This is a genomic window from Mesorhizobium sp. WSM3868 (assembly GCF_002294785.1).
Taxonomy (GTDB): Bacteria; Pseudomonadota; Alphaproteobacteria; order Rhizobiales; family Rhizobiaceae; genus Mesorhizobium.
In genome coordinates, this window is sequence record NZ_NSGB01000006.1 from 254197 (window position 1) to 277495 (window position 23299).

The window sequence follows — 23299 nt, forward strand, 5'->3', positions numbered from 1 at the left end:
CGTGGCGACGTTTCACCAGATCATTGTTTGCGGCATTGCCCCAGGCGCTGTCTACGCCGTGCTGGTGATTGCCCTCGTGCTGGTCTCGCGTCTTACAAGGCGGGCGTCGGCCGACCGCCTCGATGCAGCCTCCTTCATCGACATTCACGATACCGCCGGACTGCCATTCCTGATCGTGGTAACCGCCATTTCCCCGTCCTCAAACGCCGGGGTTCCCTTGGCCAAGGCTCTCGGATCGAAGGCGCGCAGGTCGACGGCCTCGGCGTTGCAGTTGGGAGGCTGGGCTTGACCCTTTTCGTGCAAATCGTCCTCAGCGGTCTTGCCACCGGCGCGATCTATGCGGCTCTTGCCCTTGCACTGGTGTTGATCTTTCGCGCCACCAACGTCGTCAATTTCGGTCAAGGCGAAATGGCGACTTTCTCGGCATACTGCACCTGGCAGCTATGCCTGTGGGGCCTGCCATTATGGCTTTCGATTGCAATCGGCCTGGCCGGTTCCTTTGTGCTGGGTATCTTGGCGTTTCGGGTCTTCGTCCGCCCGCTCCTGGCAGCACCAGTCGAGGCGACAGTGGTCGTCACGCTCGGCATGTTTGTGCTCTTCCAGGCGATGGTGACGTGGCTCTGGGGCGCCGAGCAGAAGCCGTTCCCCAGCCTTTTTCCCGAAGGCAGCTTCAGCCTCGGTGAGGTACGGGTGCTGGCTTCGTCGGCCGGTACCTTGCTGATCCTCATTGTCCTGGCCGCGGCCATCGCCTCCCTCTTCGCCTTCACAAGGCTTGGGCTTTCCATGCGCGCCGCGGCCTTCGACCGCGTTCGCAGCGTTCTGGTGGGCATCAACGTCGAGCGCATGCTGATGCTCGGCTGGGGTTTCGCCGCGGCGATCGGAATGATCGCGGCGGTGCTGGTCGCGCCACGGCTGTTTTTGAGCCCGACCATGATGACCCCGATCCTATTCTACGGTCTTGCCGCGGCAACCGTTGGCGGCTGGGACAGTCCGCTCGGCGCGATAGCCGGAGGCCTTCTGGTGGGCGTCAGCGAGAGCCTTGGCGCCAACTACATCGGCTTTCTCGGTGCGGACATGCGCATCGCGGTCCCGATCGGGCTCACCCTTTTCGTCCTGCTGGTCAAGCCGGTCGGTCTGTTCGGCTCACAGAAGGTCACCAAGCTATGAGCAACGACATTCGGCGCACGGTCGCGGCAACCGTTGGGTTTTTGCTGGTCGCCGCATTGCTGCCGGCCACTTTGTCAGGCTTTCAGTTGCAGCAGGTGAGCATCGCCATCTCCTATGCTATCGCGATTCTTGGCCTCAACCTGCTTATGGGGTTTGCCGGGCAGATCTGCCTCGCCCAGGGAACGCTGTTCGGCATCGGCGCCTACGTCACCGCCATCTTGAACGCGACCTACGGCGTCCACCCGTTGGCGACCCTGCCCGCGGCAGCTGTTTTTACCGCGCTGGCCGGTCTCGTCGTCGGACTGCCGGCCCTGCGTCTGCAGGGGCTGCAGCTTGCGATCATCACGTTTGGTGTCGCGGCAGCCTTTCCGCAGCTTCTGTTGAAGCTCGGCAGTTGGACGGGCGGAGTCTCCGGCTTGCCGATCGATTCCCTGGAGCCGCCTGCGTTCCTGGCCGATTACTTCGAGCTCTGGCTCTATCTGGTGTCGCTGGGGTGCGCCTGCGTCGCGGCATTCATTGTCTATCTCGTTCTCCTCGGCGACGTCGGCCGCGCGCTCCAGGCGCAACGGGACAGTCCGCAGATCGCGGAGGCTCTCGGCGTCAACCTGACCAAGACCAAGCTGTGGGCGTTCGCCATCAGCTCTGCGCTCGCTGGCCTTGGCGGCGGCGTCTTCGCGATCCTCAACGGCTTCATCAGCCCGCAGTCCTTTCTCGCCCCACTTTCCATCACCATCGTGATCGGGAGCATCGTCGGCGGCTCGACAAGCATTGTCGGCGCCTTCATCGGCGGGCTGTTCATCACCTTCGTCCCGACATGGACGTCCAACATCAATCTCGCACTCGGCAACGTCATCTACGCGCTGGCGCTGATCGGCATCATGCTTCTGGCGCGCGGAGGGGTTGCCGGTCTGCTGGAGAGACTCGCCGCTGCCTTGAAGGCGCGGTCGAACGCCAACGGCAAAGCCGGATCAATGAGCCAATCAGGGAGGAAGTTATGAGACCATGTATGCCAAGAATGCTTGCGACGGCGGCAATACTTGCGCTGGCCGTCGGTGTCGCTCCGGCGAAAGCTGACGAGACACCGGGCATCACCGACAGCACCGTGAAGATCGGCATCACCGGTCCGCTCACCGGTCCCGTCGCCGTCGTCGGCGCGGTCGCAGAAGGCATCCGCGCCCGGGTCGAGGCCGCCAATTCCCACGGCGGCGTCAAGATGTCCGACGGCAAGACCCGCAAGATCGAGCTCGTGATCAAGGACGACATGCTCGATCCGCAGCGAACGCTTGCGAATGTGCGCGAGATGGTGGAGCAGGACAAAGTCTTCGCCCTTGTCGGCACGGCTGCCACGCCGAACAATGTCGCCATCGGACGCTATATCGAGCAACGCAAAGTGCCCAATGTCTTCATGTATTCCGGCGTTCACAAGCTGAACGCGCCGCACGAGGAAATAGGGTTCGTCCCGGCCTTCTCGACCGAGGCGGCGTCGTTCGCCACTTATCTGAAGGACAACAAGCCCGAGGCAAAGGTCGCGCTCCTCTATCTCAACACCGAGACCGGCGAAACCTTCATGAAGGCCTTCGACCAGGCCATCGACGGCTCAGGCGTCAAGGTCGTCGATCGGCAACCGGTGACTTCGCAGGATCCGACCGTCGAAACGCAACTGACAGCGCTCAAGGCTTCCGGCGCCGATACGCTGGTGATCATCGCCGCGCCGCAACAAGGCGGCGAAGCAATCCGCTTCCAGGCCGAGAGCGGCTGGAAGCCGCTGACGCTCGTCACCAACCTTTCCTCGGCCTACCCGATCCTGCAGGCGGTGGGGCTCGAGAACGCCAAGGGCATCATCACCTCGAATTTCCTGAAACCGATCGTTAGCCCGGAAAAAACCGGTGATGCGGGTATCGACCAGTATCTGGACGATATCGCCGCGGCCAAGGTCAACTTCGTCTTCGCCAACACGATCGGACAGGTCGGCTACGCGACCGGCGATGCTCTTGTGAAGGCGCTCGAGCACATGAAGAAGCCGACCCGGGCTGAGCTCCTCGACACCGTCTTCAACATGCAGAAGTGGGACGATCCACTGTTGCTGGACGGGATCAAGCTGAACACCAAAGCCGGCTCCGATATTTTCCCAATTGAGGCACTGCAGCTCTATCAGTTCGACGGGCAGAAGTACGTGCCTGTTGGCAAGCTTCTGGATTTCGAGGGCAAGACGGAAGAGTAACGGACGACCGATACAGGTTGCTGCCGGCTGCGAGCGTCCGCGTTTTGCGGGCGCCTTTCTCGCGAGGACGAATTTCGATTTGTTTGAGCGATTCGTGAGCCGACAATATCGTCGGCAGTCCTATCTGCGATCCGTTTTGCCGGAAGTCATTCGGCAGAAGATGCTGGCGAAGGCGAATCCGGATTCCGTTGCGCGTGACGGCAGATCCAGCTTCAGGCAGTTTGCACCTGCTCTGCGTACCGGACGCAACTTCCCCATTCTAGCCAGTATGGTAGAGATTGGGGCTGGTGCAAATTCCGGTACGAACGGCAATGAACCTTCAAACCAGAGCCCGGTCCATTCTCGATAGCGAAGTCGTCTGGGACGCCCATTCCGGCTTCATGCCGGATCCTGCCGCGGACTTGAACAACCTGCGGATCTGGCGAGACGCCGGTGTCGACTATCTGTCCATCGATGTCGGGTTCGATCTGCTGCCCTGGGAAATGACGGTAACCAATCTCAGCTGCTTCCGCCACTGGATCCTGGCGCGTCCCGCCGACTACGTGCTCGTCTCGTCGGCCGACGAAATCCTCGCTGCTAAGGCGCAAGGCAAGCTGGCGGTCACCTTTGACATCGAAGGCATGAATGCCCTGGACGGCCGGATTGAGATGGTCGAGTTCTATCATGGCCTTGGCGTGCGCCAGATGCTTTTCGCCTATAACCGCAACAACCTTGCCGGCGGCGGATGCCATGACGAAGACCCGGGTCTGACCGCGTTCGGTCGGCAGGTGATCGACGAGATGAACCGCCTCGGCATGTTCGTGGATGTGAGCCACACCGGCTACCGCACCACCATGGACGTGATGGAGTACACGGACCGGCCAGTCATCTTCTCGCACTCCAATCCGAAAGCGCTCTGCGCCCACGGTCGCAACATCACGGACGAGCAGATCAAGGCCTGCGCCCGCACCGGCGGCATCGTCGGCGTCGTCGGGCTCAGCCGTTTCCTTGGCGAGGCGCGCACCGATTCCGAACGGCTGGCCGACCATGTCGAATATCTGATCGATCTCGCTGGCCCACGCCATGTTGGCATCGGCCTCGACCATGCTTTCCCGGTCGAGATCGAAGGCATCGACGACATCATCGCCAGCAATCCGCATTTCTGGCCGAAGAGCGAATATGCGGGAGAAACGACCTATTCGGCACCAGCCCAAATGAAAGAGCTGACCGAGATCCTGCTTCGTCGCGGTCAGCCGGAAGGAGCGGTCCGCGACGTCATAGGCGGCAACTTCATGCGCCTTGCCCGGGAAATCTGGAAATAGCCACCGGAGCAGCTGTCGAGCGCTCCGTGGGACCTTCTTTTGGTCAGGCGGGTTGGTCCGCGCCAAGAAGGACGCGCAGCTTCGCGACGGCCGCATCCGGACTGGTCGATACGGGGATGTTCGTCGCCGCTTTGACCGCATCCCGCGCGCGCGCCATGGAGAACTGTGCCAAGACGATCGCATCGAAATCCTTCAGCTTGGCGGCTTCAGCCGCGATCAGCCGGTTGTGGGTTTCCACGTCTCCTGCACGCACCGCCTCGATCGCGCCCGGCACGAAATAGCTCGTGATGGTGGCAGCTTGGCCCATACGGGCGGCTTCGTCCCGGAACTCCTGCTCCATTCCTTCCCTGGACGGCGGGAAAGTGTAGAGCATTGCGGTGCGGCCGCCACGGCGGATCGCCATTTGAAACATGGCCTCGTTCGGTTTCAGGACCGGAACGTCCAGCTTCGCCGCGGCCTGTTCGATCGCTTGCCCGAACGCCGAGCAGGTGAACAGCACGGCATCGCTTCCAATCGAACGGGCATAGCTGGCCAAGGCCTCGATGCGCCGGATCATGTCGCTCGTCAGGTCAGCGGTTTTGGCGCGGTCCACTGCCAGGCTGTCCTCGAGGATATTGACGGTTTCGACGCCAGGCCATCGCGTTTCGAACGCCGATCTGATCGACTCCATCGAGATGGGCGTGGCATGGATCAGGGCAATGCGAGGCTGTGACGTCATTGTGCGAGACCGAATGTTAAACGAGGCCGCCCCGAGAGCAAGCGGCGTTGGTACCAATGAATATTTCGCGGCTGCCGCCGCGAAGACCCATACGCTCTCGGCAGGGATCGGCGCCCATACATTGCGCGAGGCAAGTTGCCGCGCGCCGTGCGCTTTGGCGACGAAGTCGCCACGGCGCAGACGGTACTCCCACTTGTCGCCGGGATAGATGCTGTCATCGAGATGCATCTCGATGCCGTCCGGGTGCAAGGGACCGCGGCTGTTGAAACTGACTTCGAGATCGAGACTCTGGCGATGGGCGGGATCATCCCGCTTATCCTTTCGAGACCAGCTCACCATGGCAAGGAAGGAGGAAGGCGACCGCAGCCCAATAGGTGATGGTCCTTGCCTCGATCACGTGGCGAGACAGCCACTACAAAGCCCGTCGCCTCGAGCGCTACGAGCGTGCGACGTTTTGGCCGTGAAAACCGAGGACCGTGACTGGCCGAACCACGGTTGCGCATAATCCGGCGGAAGAGTTCCACTTCGGGTAATGTTGAAGGCCGCAGGAGGCAGGATCGGGCCTATCTTTCCCGAAACGCGCGCTGGAACGAGTCCACTAGTGGCTTGGTCAGATAGCTCAGAAACGTTCGCTCGCCGGTTGAAATGAAGGTTTCGACCGGCATGCCTGGGTAGATCTGCTCGGGCTTGACCTGCGGTGGCAGCTTGTCGGCCATCTTGAGCCGCACGGTGTAATAGGGCTGTCCAGTGCTGGGAGTGGTCAGCCGGTCCGCCGAAATGTAGAACACCTTTCCCGGCACTTTTGGTGTGGTCCGCGCGTTCAGGGCTGTGAACATCATGTTCGCGCCTTGGCCGACTCGGATAGAATCGATGTCTTCAGGCTTGATCTTTGCCTCGACGATAAGTTCCTTCGTCGGCAGAAGCTCCATCGCAGGCTCGCCAGCACGAATGACGCTGCCTTCGGAATTGTAGAGAGAGCGGACGATGATGCCGTCCGCCGGGGCACGAATGGTCGTTCGGACCAGGACCGATCGAGCGGCGTTGATTTGTTCCTCAAGGTCGGCCACCTCTACCCGGGCCTTGTTCAATTCCGTGACGGCATCCTCGACCCGGGTGGTTGTTAGTCTTTCAATCTGCTGGCGCGCTTCCACGATCTGGGTGGCCGCGCTGGCGATTTGCGCCTCCAGCGATCCCTCCTGACCTACCAACTCGGCGGTGCTACGCAGAAGATCGGTGTATTCAGAACGATTTGTCAGTCCCTTGTCGAGCAAGTGCTTTTTGCGTTCCGTCTCGGCATTGACGATCGCGAGCTGGTTTGCCGCAGCATCCTTTTGCGCTTTCAAGCCGGCAACAGCTTCCCGAAGGGCTGCCACCCGTTCCCTAAGGATCTCCTGATCTGCGCCATAGCGCGCTAGCCGAGCCCGGAACTCCTTGGTTTGCTCTGCAAAGACGTCACTGAATTCGGACGCGTCTGAGTAGGCGCCTAAATCGCGGGGCAGGACGATTTTCTCCAGGCCGTCCCGTTCTGCCTCGAGCCGCGCGATCTCGGCCTTTTGTGCGACCCACTGTTTGAGGACTCGGTTGAGCTGCGACTGCGCCACCGTTGGATCGAGCACGATCAGCGCCTGCCCTCGTAAGACTCTGTCACCCTCTCGGGCCTTGACGCTGCTGACCACGCCACCTTCGAGATGCTGGATCATGACATTCTGTCCAGCTGCTGCAATCACTCCTGGCGCGATCGTTGCTCCGGCAATCGGCGCCATTGCGCCCCAGAATACGAAGCCAAGCAAGAAAACGGACACGCTTGCATACCCCGCGAGCGTGATGCGATCTGTGCGTGTGTCGACGTTGCGCTGCCAGCTATACGTCCTGGCGCCGATGGCTTGGCTAGTCATTAGCGACCTTTATCTCGCCTCGAGCAGATGAGGGGAAAGGCACCACTCCTTCGCGCGACTGAGAGGCTGCGGGCCACCCCGCTTGGGCGCGTCGCTCGACAAGTCTATCGAGCACGCCCTTGGTCAAACCGTAGATCTCGACCTGGCCATTGCGTAGCATCAATACGCGATCGCATTTGGAAGCGAGAGAGGGCCGATGGGTTATGACAAGCACGGTCGTTTTTCGTGAACGCGCCCCGCTAATCGCGCGCTCGAGCGCGGCTTCGCCGTTGGAATCGAGATTTGCATTGGGCTCGTCGAGAACCAGCACCTTGGGATCGCCGTAGAAGGCCCGAGCAAGCCCGATGCGTTGACGCTCGCCACCCGAAAGGCGAACGCCGGTCGGGCCGATCAGCGTCGAGTAGCCATCCCTCTGACCCAGGATGAGCTCATGCACTTGGGCCCGCTGGGCTGCTTGAACCAACTTCTCGCTGGGCGCATTCGGTTCGAACCGCGCGATATTTTGCGCGATGGTTCCCGGGAAGAGTTCCACATCTTGCGGCAGGTAACCAATATGGCGGCCGAGTTGTTCCGGGTCCCAGTTCCGAATATCGCCGCCGTCGATCCGGATCGCCCCCGAGCGGGGCGCGATCGCACCGACGATGAGGCGCGCCAGAGTCGATTTTCCAGCCTGGCTCGGCCCCACGATCGCGACTGTCTCGCCGGCGGCGACCTCAAAGGTCAAGCGCTTGATCAGCGGCAGCGAGCCGTCGGCCGCGCCCGGAAGATGATAGACTATTTGCTCCACGCTTAGCGCTCCTTCAGGAGCCGGCAATGCTACGTTTTCCTGGTTGTCGAGCCCGGACCGGAGAGCTGAAAGCCTCTTCCAGGCAAGATTGGCGTCGATGATCTGCCGCCAACTCCCAATGATCTGATCAAGAGGTTGCAGAGCGCGCGCCGAAATCATCGAGGACGCAAATATCATACCGGCGGTCATCTCGTTGTGGAGAACCAGATAAGCGCCGGCCCCCAATATCGCGATCTGCAGTGTCGAACGAGTGGTGCGCGATACACCGCCATAAAACGAATTGATGCGAGCGAGCCCATCTGAGGCGTGTAGAGAGCCAGAAAAACGGGTGCCCCAGAATTCTATCGCGTTGGACACCATGCCAAGTGCGCGAACGGTTTCGAAGTTTCGGGCGAAAGCCTGCGCCGAATTCATCGAGGCGTTGAGACTCTCCGCCGCCTCCTTGCCAGGTCGCGAGCTCGCGACCTGGTTCAGCATGGCGATGGCGACCATGAGAACCGCCCCGACGACCGTCACGAGGAAGAGCAGCGGATGGATGAAATAGAGCAGGCCTACGAAGATCGGCCCGAAAGGAAGGTCGAAGAGAAAGAAAATGGTCCTCGAAGCGATGAAGCCTCGCAGGGTGGCCAAGTCGCGCAAGGCTTGAACATCGCCGAGGCCAGCGCGGGGGCCACTCATTGCAGCGAGAAAAGACGATGTGCCCAAAGAGACATCCAGTCGCGCCGCGAGCCGGCTTGCGTATACACCCCGCACGACTTCGAGCACGCCGAAGAGCAAGAGCGTCGAAAGCGCAAGCAATGTTAGGTAGGTGAGCGTGTCCAAATTGGCGGCGGGCAAAACCCGATCATAGACCTGCAGCATGTAGAGAGGCAGAACTAGCACCAGGGTGTTCATCACCGCGGAGAACAGGCCCATTTCGACCACGCTCTTCGACAGCACCCTTCTATTCGTGTAACTGGGCATCCCCGAAATCGTCTCTTTTGGTTAAGGGATCATTTTAGACAATGTTTATATATCATGCCAAGCAGCCGCGCTATCGGTTGCGACCTTTTGACAGCCTAGCCTTACGTTCATCGGAAGTTATCCACCGGTCATCCAGTTCGGCTGGGACGCCAGGAACCACCAATCCAGGATGGCGCTAAGCGTCTGATTCTCACTCAGAGAATTGAAGCGTCCAAACCTCAAAACTGCCTTAGTCAGCTAATCGCTTGCTGGCAGTGAAAATGACGTCTGCGAACGAGGCGGCGTGAAACTCAAGTTGCTAAATGTTTCCAATAATAGCGTCGCCGCCGCAGTAAGCTGGCCGCCGATAATGGTGTCGCCGCCATCGGCCCGATCGGTTTGGATGGTGATGGCAGCGCCGACTGCAAAGGCCGGCGGATGCGCATCCGCGGCGATCAATGCGGCCGACGTTTATGGCAACTTGATCGGCGTCCGCCGCCTTTCTGATCGGTGACCGTCGGAACCAGGCACGGCGGGGGGCGCGCCCGCCCCTCGCCATGCCATGGTCCGATCGCATGAACGATCAAACGACGAATACGTCGTGATAGGTCAGTGCCGCTCCGGGCTCCAGGTGGGCGATTTCCACCTGCGGGGCCGATTTCGAGCCGTCGGGATCATAGGACAAGACGCCCGTGGCCCGGTTGTAGAGCAGGTGATCGTTGCTATGGGTGGCGTGTTCTCGCAACTCGAAATACGACGAGTTCACCTGCGTCGGGCTGGACGAGGAACCGGCGCCGAGTTGGGTGAAGACGGCGTTGTCGAGATAGAGCGCGTCGTTTACCGCGTCGAAGTCGGTCAGTGTGTCGACATTGCCCGCGCCATAGGCGGTGTCAAACACAAAGGTGTCGTGGCCCGCGCCACCGGTCAGCACGTCGTTGCCACCCTTGCCCCGCAATGTGTCGTTGCCAGCCAGGCCATCAAAGGTATCGGCCGCGGCAGTGCCGACAAATGTATCGTTCCCGGTCGTTCCGTGGGTCGGGTCCGTCGGCAGGGTCGGAGATGACGGTAGCGGGTCGGTCGGCACGGTCGGAGATGACGGTAGCGGGTCCGTCCCGTCATGGGCTGCGTGCCAGGCTGCCTTGGCGTGGGCCCAATAGTCGCGGGCCGCCTGGCCCTGAAGGACCGTCCAGCCGGCGGGCGGCATTGGATAATCCGCCGGCAGCGGCGTGTCGGAGAGGTTGAGATAGTAATTGCCGTGCGACTCGACCGTCTTGTCCCAAGCCCGCTGCACCCGTTCCAAGCCGTTGTGGTTAACGTCGGTGATCGCCACCACGCAGTCGATAAAGTGCAGGCTGGGCACGATATCGGCAGCGCCTGTGCCCTTGTCGAGTTTGAATGGCGAACCGTGGGTCATCTCGCCTTTGCGAAGGTACTCTCCCATGCCTAGAAGCATGCCATCCATGGTGACCGAGTTGTCAGACCCATCCACGTCACCATCGCCAAGGCTCACTCCGGAAAACACGTGGTCGAACAGCGAATCCCGGATGGTGCCGCCGATGACGTCGTCGTCCTCGACCGCGTCGTCTCGTGAGTTGCCGACATAGGTATCCTCAATAAGGAAGGTGCCAGTGCCGCCGACACGGATGCCATCCCAGGGCTTGGTGATCGTCCAGTCGTCGATGACAAAGCTGTGGGCTGAATTCACGCGGACTGCGGCGGAGTTGACGTAAACGTCCTCCCAGGCGCCGGTTTGGGAGACCGTGCCGTTGATCGTGCCGCCCGACGCCACGAGGTTGTCGCCGGGGTTGACGACCGCGAAGGGATAGAGGTTGGTGGAGCTTCCCTGATTGGCGACAATCCACGAGGCTTTGCTGGCATCGATAGTGGTGTCGGCGGGGAGACCGGATGCTTTATATTGGCGGTAGCCGTAGTCACCGCTCAAGACAATGGTATTCGTATCGGCCATTCTTGGCGACCTTTCACACCCCCACCCTTTCTGCCCAACATGCCTGAAGCCCGAATGGCTCGCGGCCAAAAGAGCCCAGGTTAGCGGTATGGAGCAAATCACAAAAGTTAAAAAAGTGTGTCAAAATGTAACAATATATCTCTCGCGGGAATTGGGTGGCGCGGCGATTTCAGCGCGGATTCTCTTCAGTGGTCTCAACGCGGCTTTCGACCCCTTGCCACCTCCGAAACCCACCGGCCTCGCAGGAGCAGTCCATGAGCGGAGACTGTGCGCACGAGTTCCATCGTTGCAAATCATCGAAATCCGGACGATTGGCGAGACGATCAAATTCGTCCGTGAGTTATGGGGCAAGAACGCACGCCGGGATGTCGAGCGCCCGGCAATGAACTGACCGATATTTGCGTCAGCTCGACATCACGCTGTCTCAATATGAAGTGGAAGTCCGTGCTCTGGTCGCGGCGAGCGGTGGGGCAGGTCCCTCGACAATATCGGCCCGACCTCCTATATGCTTCGCGCAAAAGCACGGAGAAAGGGTGTGTCCCGAGAGCGTGACGTGCTTATGTGGCGCGAAGCCGGGAAACTTGCGTTATCTGGCGATTATGAAGGATGGCTTGCCATCGAATGGGAGCTTCGTAGCAGAGGATTCTCACGCGCCAAGCTGCTGTTCGATAACGACCGGGTCCGAAAAAAATTGGATGAGATCTGCAAGAGGGCACAGGAGCAACGCGCCGACCCCAAACGGACCTAAAGACCAGAAGCGCCCCGCCTTTCCAGAACCCAGCCAACCTTCTCTCTCCGATGAATTGCATTTCTCCAAGCCTGGTTCGCGCCAGGGAGGCGAAAGCGCCGGCCTAAACCTTTTCCGCCGACAGACGTTGTTTGTTCCAGACGGACCGAGCGACCGGCAGCGGAGAGGATCACCCGATGTATTTCATGGCACTGGCCACCGACTACGACGGCACGCTGGCGCATGACGGACTGGTCACCGCCAGCACGCTGTCGGCGCTGAAGAAGCTGAAGAAGTCCGGCCGCAAGCTCATCCTGGTCACCGGCCGCGAACTGCCCGATCTCAAGGAGGTGTTTCCGGAGGTCGGGCTGTTCGACAAGGTGGTGGCCGAAAACGGCGCGCTGATCTACACGCCGGCGAGCGAGGAAGAGCAAACGATCTCGCCCTCGCCTTCCGCCGATTTCGTCGACAGACTGAAGAAGCGCGACGTCAAGCCGCTCTCGGTCGGCCGCTCGATCGTTGCTACCTGGGAGCCGCACCAGGCCACCGTGCTCGACGTCATCAAGGAGCTCGGCCTTGAGCTGGAGATCATCTTCAACAAGGGCGCGGTGATGATCCTGCCCTCAGGCATCAACAAGGCCACCGGACTGGCGGCTGCGCTCAAGGACCTCAGATTGTCGCCGCATAATGTGGTGGGTATCGGCGACGCCGAGAACGACCACGCCTTCCTCAGGGCTTCGGGTTGCAGCGTCGCCGTCGCCAACGCACTGCCCGCCGTGAAGGAAACCGCCGACCTCGTCACCAGGGAGGCGCGCGGCAAGGGTGTCGAAGAACTGATCGGCAAGCTGATAAAGCAGGATCATCTGATAGCTCGCAAGCGCTTGCGCGGCGTCCTGCTGGGAACTGCCAACGGCAAGAAGGTTTATCTGTCGCCCGTCGAGACCGTTCTGATCGCCGGAAGCTCCGGTATCGGCAAGTCGACATTGGCCACAGCGCTCACCGAGCGGCTTGCCGAACAGGGATTGCAGTTCTGCATTTTCGATCCCGAGGGCGACTATGACGGACTGGAGGGCGCCGTTCCGCTAGGTGATGGCTCGACTACACCCAGCAAGGAGCAATTGCTGGAGCTGATCGAAAAGCCTGGCACCAATATCGTGGTCAACGGGCTGGCGCTGAAGGTCGACGAGCGGCCCGACTTCTTTGCCGAATTGCTGCCAGGCCTCGGCAGCGTCCGCTACCGCACGGCAAGGCCGCATTGGCTGATCATCGACGAGGCGCATCACCTTCTGCCCAGGCGCCGCGAGGACACGCGCGCGGTGCTGTCGCTCGAGCTGCCGGGCACGGTGCTGATCACCGTGCATCCGGAAGCGATTTCGACCGGGGTCCTGCGCCTGGTGACGGCGGTCATCGCGCTCGGTCCGAAGGCGAAGAGCGTGATCAAGACCTTCTGCAAGGAGGCCGGGCTGGAGGCGCCCAAGAGCATTCCTTCGCCGAAGGGTGACCGGGTCCTGCTATGGCGGCCGCAAGACGGCAAGAAGCCGTTCACGGTCAAGGCGATCGAACCCGACCAATCGCTGAAGCGGCACAGCCGCAAATATGCCGAAGGCGAGCTCGACGAGGCCGGCAGTTTCTATTTCACGGGGCCGGAAAATGCGATGAACCTCAGAGCCCACAATCTGATCATTTTCGCCCAAATGGCGGAAGGCATCGACGACAAGACCTGGGAATACCACCTGCGCGCTGGCGACTATTCCAAATGGTTCCGCCAACAGATCAGGGACAAGGAACTCGCCCGCGAGACGTCAGAGGCCGAGAAGGACAAGAGCCTATCGCCCGAGGAGAGCCGCAAGCGCGTGCTGGAGGCCGTGCGCCGGCGTTACACGGCGCCAGCCACGGCACCGGAGAGGTAACTCAGTCGGTTCCGGACGCCAAGCCGCCCTCAACTCGCCTCGCGCATCGCCTCAGCGGCCTGCAGGTCGACCGAGACCAGCTGGCTGACGCCCTGCTCGGCCATGGTGACGCCGAACAGGCGGTCCATGCGCGCCATGGTGATCGGATTGTGGGTGATGATGACGAAGCGGGTTTCCGTCGTTTTCGACATCTCATCCATCAGATTGCAGAAGCGCTCGACATTGTGGTCGTCGAGCGGGGCATCGACCTCGTCGAGGACGCAGATCGGCGCCGGGTTGGTAAGGAAGACGGCAAAGATCAGCGACATGGCGGTGAGCGCCTGCTCGCCGCCGGACAGCAGCGTCATGGTCTGCGGCTTCTTGCCCGGCGGGCGGGCGAGGATTTCGAGCCCCGCTTCGAGCGGATCTTCCGACTCGATCAGCTGCAATTCGGCCGTGCCGCCGCCGAAGAGATGTGCAAACAGCCGCTGGAAATGGCCGTTGACCACCTCGAAGGCCGAAAGCAGCCGCTCGCGGCCCTCGCGGTTGAGGTTCTGGATCGCTTGGCGCAGTTTTCTGATCGCCTCGATGATGTCCTCGCGCTCGGAAACGATGATTTCCAGGCGGTCCGACAGCTCCCGCTGTTCTTCCTCGGCGCGCAGATTGACGGCCCCGAGCCGCTCGCGCTCGATCTTCAGCCGGTCGAGCTGGCGCTCGACCTCGGCCATGTCCGGCATCGGGTCGTCGGTCTCTAGCCCGGTATGCTTGATGACGAGATGCGGCGGCGTGTTCAACGCTTCCTGGATGCGAGCCTCGACCTCGGCGCGGCGTTCGTCGGCCGCGGTCAGCCGCTCCTCGGCGCGGACGCGGGTCTCGCGCGCTTCGGCAAGCGACTGGATCGCCGCGGTCGCCGCCTTGTCGAGCTCGGCTTGCTTGGTCTCCGCTTCCTGCAGGCGATCGCCGGCGGCCTGGCGCAGCGCCTCGGCCTCGGAAAGCTGACTCAACAGCGCACGGCGCTTGGCGTCGATCTCGTCGGGCGCGTCGGCCAGCCGCTCGCGCTCAGCTTCGGCCTCAGCCTTGCGCTCGCCAAGCGCGGCGATCTGCGTCGAGGCGTTTTCGGCCCGCTCAAGCCAGTTCTTGCGCTCGGTGCCGATCGCGTCGAGCCGGCGCATGCGCGCTTCGGCCTCGCGCCGCAGGCCGTCATGCACGGCGCGCGTATCGGCAAGCGTGGCGCGGTCGCGAGCTACACTGGCGGAGGCCTGCTCGAGCTGGAGCTGCAGGTCGCCGAGATCGGGCGCGTCCCTGAGCATCTCCTCGGCTTCGAGGAAAGCGGCTTGCGTCTCTTCATGGCTGTCGACGATGCGCGCGCGGGCGTCATCCAAGGCAGCACGGCGGCTCGCCAGCTCGCCGCCGGCCTTCTCGGCCTCGGCCAGCGCGTTACGGGCGGCGTCCAGTGCGTGCTGGGCATCGCGGCCGGCCTGACGCGCGTTGCGCTCGGCCTCGCTCGCCTGGCGCATCGCCTGCTCGGCGCGCGTCAGCGCCTCCTCGGCCTCGCGCACGACGCGGGTCGCCTGCACGGCCTCGGCATCGAGCTCCGCCAGGCGGTTCTTCTGCGCCAGCCGCTGCGCGGCAGCGGTCGGCGCATCGGCGCTGGCCGTCAAGCCGTCCCAGCGCCAGAGCGCGCCGTCGCGGCTGACCAGCCGCTGGCCGGGCGCGAGCTGCGCTTGAAGGCGACGGCCATCGGCGGCGTCGACGATGCCGATCTGCGCCAGGCGGCGGGCAAGCTGTGCCGGCGCGCGGACCACACTCGCCAGGCTCCTCACGCCTTCGGGCAGCGCCGCGTCACCCGGTTGAACCGCGCTCTCACCCCAATGCACCGGGGCGCTGCGGTCGAGCGGCACGTCGAGGTCCTCGCCGAGCGCGGCGCCAAGTGCCGTCTCGTAGCCGCGCTCGACGCTGATCTGCTCCAGCACCGAGGGGAAGAGATCGCCGCTCGCGGCGTTGAGTATCTTGGCCAGCGTGCGCGCTTCCGTCTCGACGCGCTGCAATTCGGCCTTGGCATCCTGCAGAGGCGGACGGGCAGCACTTTCGGCGGCGCGCGCTTCGGCGACCGCCTGCTCGGCGGCGATGGCGCCTAGCTCGCTCTCTTCCAGCCGGGCAAGCGCGTCCTCGACCAGCAGCCGCTTCTCGGCGGGATCGGGCAGGCCGGAAATGCGCGCCACAATATCGGAGAGCTCGCGATCGACCTCGGCAAGCTGGCGAGCGAAGCGGTCGCGGCGCTCGGCGGTCTCACGCAAAGTGCGCTCGATCTGGTGGCGCGACGCGGCCGCCTCGGCGCGTTCGGCAGTCAGCGCGGCAAGTCTTGCTTCGCTCTGCGAGAGCGTCGCGCCTGCCTGCTCGAAGGCGGCGCGGGTGGTGGCTTCGCGCTCGGCAGCACCTGCATTGTCCGAATTGAGCTCGGCTTCCTCGGCGCGGAGACGCTCGAGAATGTCGGCATTGTCGCGCACCATCCGCTCCTCGCGGGCGATGTCTGCATCGAGCTGTTGCAGGCGCCGCTCCAGCTCCGCCTGGCGCGAGCGGATGCGGCCGGCCTCTTCTTCGATCTGCGTTTTGGCGATCGACAGGCGCTGAAAGGCCGCCGCTGCGGCCGCTTCGGCGTCGCGCAGGTCGGGCAGGCGGTGGGCGGCGATGCCCTGCTCCCTCGCAGCGGCCATCTGGGCTGCGGCGCGGTCACCGACCAGCGTGGTGGCAACGGCAAGCGCCGAACGCGCTTCGCCTTCCTGGGTTTTGGCCAGCGTCCAGCGCAGATGCAGAAGCGTCGCCTCGGCCTTGCGGATGTCGGCCGACAGGTTCTTGAAGCGCGAGGCCTGGCGCGCCTGGCGCTTCAGGCTGTCGATCTGGCTTTCCAACTCGCCGACGACATCGTCCAGCCGTTCGAGGTTTTGTTCGGCCGCCTTCAGCCGAAGCTCCGCCTCGTGCCGGCGCGTGTGCAAGCCGGAGATACCGGCGGCTTCTTCGAGCAGCGCCCGGCGCGCCTGGGGCTTGGCCTGGATCAGCTCGCCGATGCGGCCCTGGCCGACCATGGAGGGCGAGCGAGCGCCGGTCGACTGGTCGGCGAAGAGCAGCTGCACGTCCTTGGCGCGCGCTTCCTTGCCGTTGATGCGGTAGAGCGAGCCCGCCTCGCGCTCGATGCGGCGCGACACCTGCAATTCATCGGCGTCGTTGAAGGCGGCGGGCGCCGTGCGGTCCGAATTGTCGAGGAAGAGCGTGACTTCGGCGGTGTTGCGCGCCGGCCGCGCGCCGGAGCCGGAAAAGATCACGTCGTCCATGCCGGACGCGCGCATGTTCTTGTAGGAGCTTTCGCCCATCACCCAGCGCAGCGCCTCGACAAGGTTGGACTTGCCGCAGCCGTTCGGCCCGACAATGCCGGTCAGCCCGCGTTCGATGACGAACTCGCCGGGCTCGACGAAGGACTTGAAACCGAGGAGGCGAAGGCGCGAAAACTTCATTCGCGCCGCTCCGCAAAGACCAATATGCCGAAGCCAAGCAGCTTCGGCGCGGCCTGGACGTCAGAGCAGAGGGTCGATGATGGCCGACATTTCCTCAATCGACATCGCCCCTTTGTAGGTCTTTCCGTTGATGAAGAAGGTCGGCGTCGAGTCGACCTTGAACTCGTCCGCTCCGCGTTTCTGGACTCCTCTCACATCGTCCAGAAGCTTCTGGTCCGTCAAGCAGGCCTCAAATGACTCCTGTGTAAAACCGGCGAGCTTGGAAATCTGCAGCAGCGCTTCCTTGGTGTTGCTGACGCCGACCCAGCTCGGCTGCTGCTTGAACAACACGTCCACCATGGCGAAATAGTTGTCCTTGGCGCAGCGTGCCAGCATGAAGCCGGCCTCGGCGCTCGGGTCGAAGGGGAATTCGCGCAGGATGTAGCGCACCTTGCCGGTGTCGATGTATTTCGACTTCAGCTCAGGGAAGGTTGTGTCGTTGAAATGCGCGCAATGCGGGCAGGTCATCGAGGCATATTCGACGATGGTGACCTTGGCGTCGTCCTTGCCGAGCTGCTTGTCGGGCAAAGCGCCGGGCTTGAGCAGTTCCGCCATGTCGACGGTGCCCTGCGCTTCCGGCACCTGAGCGGCCGCGGGCGTGGCAGGCTTGGCTGGCGTCGACGGATTGGCGGGCTTCACATCGGCCGCCTTTGCCTCTTCGCCCGAGTCGCTGCACGCGGCAAGCAGCGCCGCTGCCGGAACGGCGGCCAGCGTGGTCAGAAGGTTTCTGCGAGACAAAGAGCGGTTCATGCGAATCACCTGATATCGGTTGGATTTTGCAATGCAAGGGCTAGAAAAGGCGAGAGTTGGCGCGAATTAAGGCATCGGCATCCCCAATCCAATCGCCAAATTTTTCGGGCGCGATCACGAATATGCGATATTGACGACAATTTTGCAGCGAGCTCCACGACTTTTCCCGAAACCGCCGGAACTTTCGGGAGACATGCTCAGGGCTTTTTTTGTCCGAGGATGGTCGCGCCGAGCCGCTCGAGCGAAGCGCGCAAGCCATCATCCTCGATCTTGCCGACCGTTCGCGCCAGCTTCGATTTCTCGGCCTCGCTGAGAGGCCGCGGTTGCGGTTTCGGCCGCGCTTTCGCCGAAAGGACCGGCTTCTGCAGGATCTTGATGCGGCCTATGGCGTTGAAACCCAGGAAGGCGTTGACGCGGTTGATGACCTCACCCGCCTCATGCTGAAGATGCAGCGCCGCCATGCCTTCGCAGGCAATGATCAGCACCGCCGGCTCGAACGGATCGTCCTCATGCAGGCGGCGCGGCCACTGGATCTTTTCCGGGCGCGAGTGGCTGGCCAGGCGCGGCCCGGCGATCTCTTCCCAGGACTGCACCAGTCCGATCGAGATGCCGGCGCGCTTCTTCAGGACAGGATCGAGGATCTCGGTCGCGAGATCGCTCACCGGAACGGGATTGCCGAAGGGCCTTTTCCCTGCCATGTGCGTTCTCCGATCCTAACTCACCCGATCAATGGCACCGCAAGACCAGACCCGCAAGGCCGCAGCCGAGAAGTGCGTATCCGGAGATAGCAGCATCGCCGTCCGCCTGCTTGCCTGGTACGACGCGCATCACCGCGACCTGCCCTGGCGCGTGACGCCGAGTGCGTTCTCGCGTGGGACAAAACCCGACCCTTATCGCGTCTGGCTCTCCGAGGTTATGCTGCAGCAGACCACGGTCGAGGCGGTGAAAGCCTATTTCCGGACGTTTGTCGAGGAATGGCCGACCGTCGAGGCGCTGGCGGCAGCGCCGGCCGAGGACGTCATGAAGGCCTGGGCCGGGCTCGGCTATTACTCGAGGGCACGCAATCTCAAAGCCTGCGCCGATCTCGTGGCGCAGCGGGGCGGCCGCTTTCCCGACTCCGAGGCCGGGTTGAAGGAATTGCCGGGCATCGGCGCCTACACGGCGGCCGCCATCGCGGCGATCGCCTTCGACCGGCCTGCCGCCGTCGTCGACGGCAATGTCGAGCGTGTCATCTCGCGGCTCTATTCGGTGGAGACGCCGCTCAGCGAGGCCAAGCCGGAAATCCGCGCGCTGGTCGAGAAGCTCGTGCCACGTGCAAGGCCCGGCGATTTCGCCCAGGCGATGATGGATCTCGGCGCAACGATCTGCACGCCGCGGCGGCCGCGCTGCATGCTGTGCCCGCTGCGCGAGGATTGCAGCGCGATCCTGTCAGGCGATCCGGAGAGTTTTCCAGTCCGCCTGCCCAAGGGCGACAAGCCGCTCAGGCGCGGTGCTGCCTTTGTCGCTCAACGCGATGACGGCGCCATCCTGCTGCGCAAACGGCCGGACAAGGGGCTGCTCGGCGGCATGACCGAGGTGCCGACCACGGCGTGGACGGCGCGGGCCGACGGCGCTACGACGGCGGACGCAGCGCCCCTTCCGGCCGACTGGCGGCGCGCCGGGCGGATCGGCCATGTCTTCACCCATTTCGCGCTCGAACTCGACGTCTTCCATGCCCACATCAGGGGTGATGCGCCCAACGGGCATTTCTGGTCGCTAGCCCACGAAATTTCCGGGGAAGCGCTGCCGACCGTCATGAAAAAGGTAATCGAGGCAGCGATACCGGGCGCAACCAAAAAGCAAGCCCCGCAGCGCCCGCGTTGAAAGGACGGCAATGACTGACATCCGCCACATCGTGTTCGACATCGGCAAGGTGCTGATCCACTACGATCCGGACCTTCCGTTCAGCCGGCTGATCCCGGATGCCGAGGAGCGGAAATGGTTCTTCGACAATGTCTGCACCAGCGCCTGGAACATCGAGCAGGATCGCGGCCGTACCTGGCAAGAGGCCGAGGCGCTGCTGATCGCCGAACACCCCGATCACGCCGAGAACATCCGCAACTTCCGCCGCTGCTGGCACGAGATGGTGCCGCATGCCTATGACGACAGCGTCGCCATCATGGTCGGCCTTATCGACAGGGGCCGCGATGTGACCATGCTGACCAATTTCGCCGCCGACACGTTCGCCGAAGCCCGCCGGCGCTTCGACTTTCTCAATCGGCCGCGCGGCGTCACCGTCTCGGGCGAGATCGGCCTGATCAAGCCGGATCAGGCCATCTACGACCGTCATGTCGCATCCTTCGACCTGGAGCCGGCCGCCACACTCTTCATCGACGACAGCCAGAAGAATGTCGACGGCGCCAAGGCCGCCGGCTGGCAGGCGGTGCTGTTCACCGATGCCAAGGCGCTTCAAGCGGATCTTGAACGGCTCGGGATTGCGGCCTGAACTGAATCACTTGCGGCAATCGGTTGAGCTTTCGATTCAAGCGGATCAGCCGCCTGCCCGCTCCATTCCGAGGCGGGCGATGCGGCGCAATTCGTCGATCGGGGTGAGGCCGCCGCTGCGCTCATAGTGCCAGAAGGTCCAGCCGTTGCAGGCGTCCAAACCCTGCACCTCGGCGCCGATCTTGTGGATCGAGCCGGCGCTGTCGCCGATGGCCAGCGTGCCGTCGGCGCGCACTTTTGCAGCCCAGCGCTTCTTGGCGTCGTAAAGTGTGGCGCCCGGCGCCACCAGGCCGGTGTCGATCAGGCTTATGAAGGCGACGCGCGGCTCGGCGCGCTTGCCGGACAGCACGGTGAGGTCGGCCTCATCCAGCGGGCGCACGGCGGCGATGCGCTCATTGGCGGCATCGATGTAGGATTGCTCGCGCTCGATGCCGACGAAGTGGCGGCCGAGGCGCTTGGCGACGGCGCCTGTGGTGCCGGAGCCGAAGAAGGGATCGAGCACGACATCGCCCGGCTTGGTCGAGGCCATTATGATGCGGGCCAGCAGCGCTTCCGGCTTCTGCGTGGGATGCAGCTTGTTGCCGTTCTCGTCTTTCAGGCGCTCGGCGCCGGTGCAGATCGGGAACAGCCAGTCAGAGCGCATCTGCAAATCGTCATTCGAGGCCTTGAGCGCTTCGTAGTTGAAGGTGTAGCCCTTGGACTTCTGGTCGCGCGAGGCCCAGATCATCGTCTCATGCGCGTTCTGGAAGCGGCGGCCGCGGAAATTCGGCATCGGGTTGGTCTTGCGCCAGACGACGTCGTTCAGGATCCAGAAGCCGAGATCCTGCATCCTGGCACCGACGCGGAAGATGTTGTGGTAGGAGCCAATCACCCAGATCGTGCCATTGGGCTTCAGCACGCGTCGCGCGGCAAGCAGCCAGGCGCGGGTGAAGGCGTCATAGGCATCAAAACTCTCGAACCGGTCCCAGTCGTCGTCGACGGCGTCGACCTTGGACTGGTCGGGCCGATGCAGGTCGCCGTCGAGTTGCAGGTTGTAAGGCGGATCGGCGAAGATGACGTCGATCGACTTTTCCGGCAGCCTGTCGAGGGCGGCGACGCAATCGCCTTTGAGGATCGTGTCCAGCCATTCGGACTGCTGGGGAGCGTGGGAAAGCTCGTCGAGAAGACGCACGGCAGACATCAAAACACCCAAAGCACACGTTACGGTTTACTGGCCGTTATGGTTACCGATCAGCGTAAACATTCGGTGAAGGTCGGGCGAGAGCCTGCGCCACTGATTTGCGAACATCGGCCCATTGGTGTATGCCGCGCCGCTTGGGCCAGTCAGGCCATTTTCCTCCCAGCTTCGGATTGCCAATGCCCCAGCCAGACCTTGTCATTTTCGATTGCGACGGCGTGCTCGTCGATTCCGAAATCATCGCCGCGCGCGTCGAGGCCGAGCTTCTGACATCGGCCGGATACGAAATTTCGGCGGAGGAGCTTGCCGAGACCTATGCCGGGCTGACTTTCAAGGACATCCTGATGCGGGTCGAGGAAAAATCTCACCTTCCCTTCCAGGCCTCGCTGATCGACCGCGCCGAGGAACTCGTCGATCGCAAGCTGCGCAGCGACGTGCGCATCATCGACGGCGCACGCGAGGCGGTGGCGGCGGTGACCACGCCGCGCGCCGTCTGCTCCAATTCGCGCACCGAGCGGATCGAGTTCATGCTTGAAAAGGTGCGCCTGCTGCCCTTCTTCGCCGGCCGCATCTTTTCGGGGCTCGACATCCCCAGCAAGAAGACCAAGCCGGCACCGGACGTGTTCCTCTATGCCGCCGAACAGCTCGGCGCCAACCCGAAGAACACTTTCGTCATCGAGGATTCGGTGCACGGCGTCACCGGCGCCAGGACGGCGGGCATGCGCGTCATCGGCTTCACCGGCGCGGGGCACAGCTATCCCGGCCATGCCGACTCGCTGACCGAAGCGGGCGCCGAAACCGTCATCCGCCGTTTGGCGGAACTCGGCAGCACGATTGCGGCATTGTCGGAGTGGTCGGAGGACGCTTAACCGCGGAAGCGCGATTGGCGGCGAACCAGATTAGTTTGTCGCCGCCGCGGCGACGCGCTTCTTCCTCTTGGCCTTGGACTTGTCCGTCGCTGCCGGCGCGTTCTCGTCATAGCCGGCATAGGCTTGGTAGTCGCGGGCGGTCGGCTCCGGCACTACGACGTTGGTGTCGGTGAAGACGAACTGCGTCGCGGCAGACGGATCGGTGACCTGCACCTGATACTGATGAAGCTGCGAATAGAGCACGTCAGGCCCATGTTGGACCGCGATGCGGATCGGCATCGTCACGGTACCGGGCGTGAACAGCGGTCCCGGCACGACCTTGCCGGCCACCGCGATCTTCATCGTCAGCTGGCCGTTTTCGTGAGTGCAGTCGCGCGTCACGTCGGTGATCGAGGCCTGGTAAATGATCTTGGCGGGATCGCGATTGGGGTCGACGGGTTGACCGTTCGGTCCGGTCTGTGCGGCTGCGGCTGCCTCGGCTTCAGCGTCCGCCGCGGCATCGACTTTCTTTTTCTTCGTCTTGGCGGCGGCGCCCTTAGCATAGGTATTGAAGAAGGCGGTGCCGTCGCGCAGCGTCACTTTCGGGCAGTAGGCGCGCAACTGGCTGGCAAGCACCTTGGGGTCCTGCGGCGGTGGCGGCGCGGTCGGGTCCTTCTTGCTGAAGCCGAAGTTCAAAATGCCATTGTCGCTCGATTGGCAGCCTGCGGCGGCAAGCATAAAGCCGGTGAGCGCCAGACCCGCGACAACACGGCGGTTGACCGAATAAAACCTCATGAACTGCACTTCCCTCTCACAAAGCCGGTGACGTATATCAACGCCGCGGCGAAAATGCGACTGAGCCGGCTCGGAAAATTAACC

The 23299-nt window shown here is 62.9% G+C and carries 20 protein-coding genes; 10 read left to right on the top strand and 10 right to left on the bottom strand.

Translation table 11 applies throughout. The features are described from left to right. Window position 1 precedes the first annotated feature (1 nt). The 5 genes from CK221_RS12755 to CK221_RS12775 all read left to right on the top strand — a co-directional run bounded on the left by CK221_RS12755 (window position 2) and on the right by CK221_RS12775 (window position 4689). Window positions 2-289 carry a hypothetical protein gene (locus CK221_RS12755; RefSeq protein ID WP_095777963.1) on the top strand — a complete coding sequence of 96 codons (288 nt, stop codon included), beginning with the start codon at window positions 2-4 and terminating at the stop codon, window positions 287-289. Next, window positions 286-1167 (top strand): branched-chain amino acid ABC transporter permease, encoded by an 882-nt coding sequence (locus CK221_RS12760; RefSeq protein WP_095777964.1) that lies wholly within the window; start codon window positions 286-288, stop codon window positions 1165-1167. The genes CK221_RS12755 and CK221_RS12760 overlap by 4 nt, the downstream gene beginning before the upstream one ends. Further along, window positions 1164-2165, top strand: coding sequence for a branched-chain amino acid ABC transporter permease (locus CK221_RS12765; protein WP_095777965.1), 1002 nt, complete (start codon window positions 1164-1166; stop codon window positions 2163-2165). The genes CK221_RS12760 and CK221_RS12765 overlap by 4 nt, the downstream gene beginning before the upstream one ends. A gap of 8 nt (window positions 2166-2173) precedes the next feature. Beyond that, on the top strand, window positions 2174-3388 hold the full coding sequence (locus CK221_RS12770; RefSeq protein WP_245430625.1) for an ABC transporter substrate-binding protein: 1215 nt from the start codon (window positions 2174-2176) through the stop codon (window positions 3386-3388). A 311-nt stretch (window positions 3389-3699) separates the two neighbouring features. Continuing rightward, window positions 3700-4689, top strand: coding sequence for a membrane dipeptidase (locus CK221_RS12775; protein ID WP_095777967.1), 990 nt, complete (start codon window positions 3700-3702; stop codon window positions 4687-4689). A 43-nt stretch (window positions 4690-4732) separates the two neighbouring features. Here the strand turns inward: CK221_RS12775 and CK221_RS12780 are convergent, their stop codons facing one another. The 5 genes from CK221_RS12780 to CK221_RS12795 form a co-directional block, all read right to left on the bottom strand. Beyond that, window positions 4733-5635, bottom strand: a complete 903-nt coding sequence (locus CK221_RS12780) for an aspartate/glutamate racemase family protein (protein ID WP_245430626.1) — start codon at window positions 5633-5635, stop codon at window positions 4733-4735. A 335-nt stretch (window positions 5636-5970) separates the two neighbouring features. Beyond that, entirely contained in the window at window positions 5971-7302 is a 1332-nt protein-coding gene (locus tag CK221_RS12785; protein ID WP_066997938.1) for an HlyD family type I secretion periplasmic adaptor subunit, read from the bottom strand. Then, window positions 7295-9028 carry a type I secretion system permease/ATPase gene (locus tag CK221_RS12790; protein ID WP_179295117.1) on the bottom strand — a complete coding sequence of 578 codons (1734 nt, stop codon included), beginning with the start codon at window positions 9026-9028 and terminating at the stop codon, window positions 7295-7297. Before CK221_RS12790 ends, CK221_RS12785 begins: the two co-directional genes overlap by 8 nt. Window positions 9029-9289: 261 nt before the next feature. Further along, on the bottom strand, window positions 9290-9490 hold the full coding sequence (locus tag CK221_RS29745; RefSeq protein ID WP_143749034.1) for a hypothetical protein: 201 nt from the start codon (window positions 9488-9490) through the stop codon (window positions 9290-9292). Window positions 9491-9614: 124 nt separating this feature from the next. Then, entirely contained in the window at window positions 9615-10997 is a 1383-nt protein-coding gene (locus CK221_RS12795; protein WP_095777969.1) for a calcium-binding protein, read from the bottom strand. Between the two features lie 88 nt (window positions 10998-11085). Between CK221_RS12795 and CK221_RS29750 the strand changes: the two genes are divergently transcribed. Continuing rightward, complete coding sequence (locus CK221_RS29750) at window positions 11086-11388, top strand: hypothetical protein (RefSeq protein WP_143749035.1); 303 nt, start codon at window positions 11086-11088, stop codon at window positions 11386-11388. A 533-nt stretch (window positions 11389-11921) separates the two neighbouring features. Then, on the top strand, window positions 11922-13634 hold the full coding sequence (locus tag CK221_RS12800; RefSeq protein WP_095777970.1) for an HAD family hydrolase: 1713 nt from the start codon (window positions 11922-11924) through the stop codon (window positions 13632-13634). Window positions 13635-13663: 29 nt separating this feature from the next. Here the strand turns inward: CK221_RS12800 and smc are convergent, their stop codons facing one another. The 3 genes from smc to CK221_RS12815 form a co-directional block, all read right to left on the bottom strand. Continuing rightward, the gene (gene smc / locus CK221_RS12805; RefSeq protein ID WP_095777971.1) at window positions 13664-17122 is read right to left on the bottom strand and encodes a chromosome segregation protein SMC; all 3459 of its coding nucleotides are present in this window, start codon (window positions 17120-17122) and stop codon (window positions 13664-13666) included. Window positions 17123-17182: 60 nt separating this feature from the next. Continuing rightward, a complete protein-coding gene (locus tag CK221_RS12810; protein WP_095777972.1) occupies window positions 17183-17911 on the bottom strand; it encodes a DsbA family protein in 729 nt (242 codons plus the stop codon). Between the two features lie 197 nt (window positions 17912-18108). After that, complete coding sequence (locus CK221_RS12815; protein WP_067327870.1) at window positions 18109-18609, bottom strand: DUF721 domain-containing protein; 501 nt, start codon at window positions 18607-18609, stop codon at window positions 18109-18111. 31 nt (window positions 18610-18640) lie between these two features. Between CK221_RS12815 and mutY the strand changes: the two genes are divergently transcribed. Further along, window positions 18641-19774 (top strand): A/G-specific adenine glycosylase, encoded by a 1134-nt coding sequence (gene mutY, locus CK221_RS12820; protein ID WP_095777973.1) that lies wholly within the window; start codon window positions 18641-18643, stop codon window positions 19772-19774. Window positions 19775-19784: 10 nt separating this feature from the next. Continuing rightward, complete coding sequence (locus tag CK221_RS12825) at window positions 19785-20396, top strand: HAD family phosphatase (RefSeq protein ID WP_095777974.1); 612 nt, start codon at window positions 19785-19787, stop codon at window positions 20394-20396. A gap of 45 nt (window positions 20397-20441) precedes the next feature. Here CK221_RS12825 and CK221_RS12830 read toward each other — a convergent pair whose 3' ends face one another. After that, window positions 20442-21575: a site-specific DNA-methyltransferase gene (locus CK221_RS12830; RefSeq protein WP_095777975.1), complete on the bottom strand. Its 1134-nt coding sequence runs from the start codon at window positions 21573-21575 to the stop codon at window positions 20442-20444. Window positions 21576-21751: 176 nt separating this feature from the next. On the opposite strand from CK221_RS12830, the gene CK221_RS12835 reads away from it, so the two are divergent. Next, window positions 21752-22441, top strand: coding sequence for an HAD family phosphatase (locus tag CK221_RS12835; protein WP_066997971.1), 690 nt, complete (start codon window positions 21752-21754; stop codon window positions 22439-22441). A 30-nt stretch (window positions 22442-22471) separates the two neighbouring features. On the opposite strand, the gene CK221_RS12840 is transcribed toward CK221_RS12835, so the two are convergent. After that, on the bottom strand, window positions 22472-23215 hold the full coding sequence (locus CK221_RS12840; RefSeq protein ID WP_066997974.1) for a hypothetical protein: 744 nt from the start codon (window positions 23213-23215) through the stop codon (window positions 22472-22474). Window positions 23216-23299 lie beyond the last annotated feature (84 nt).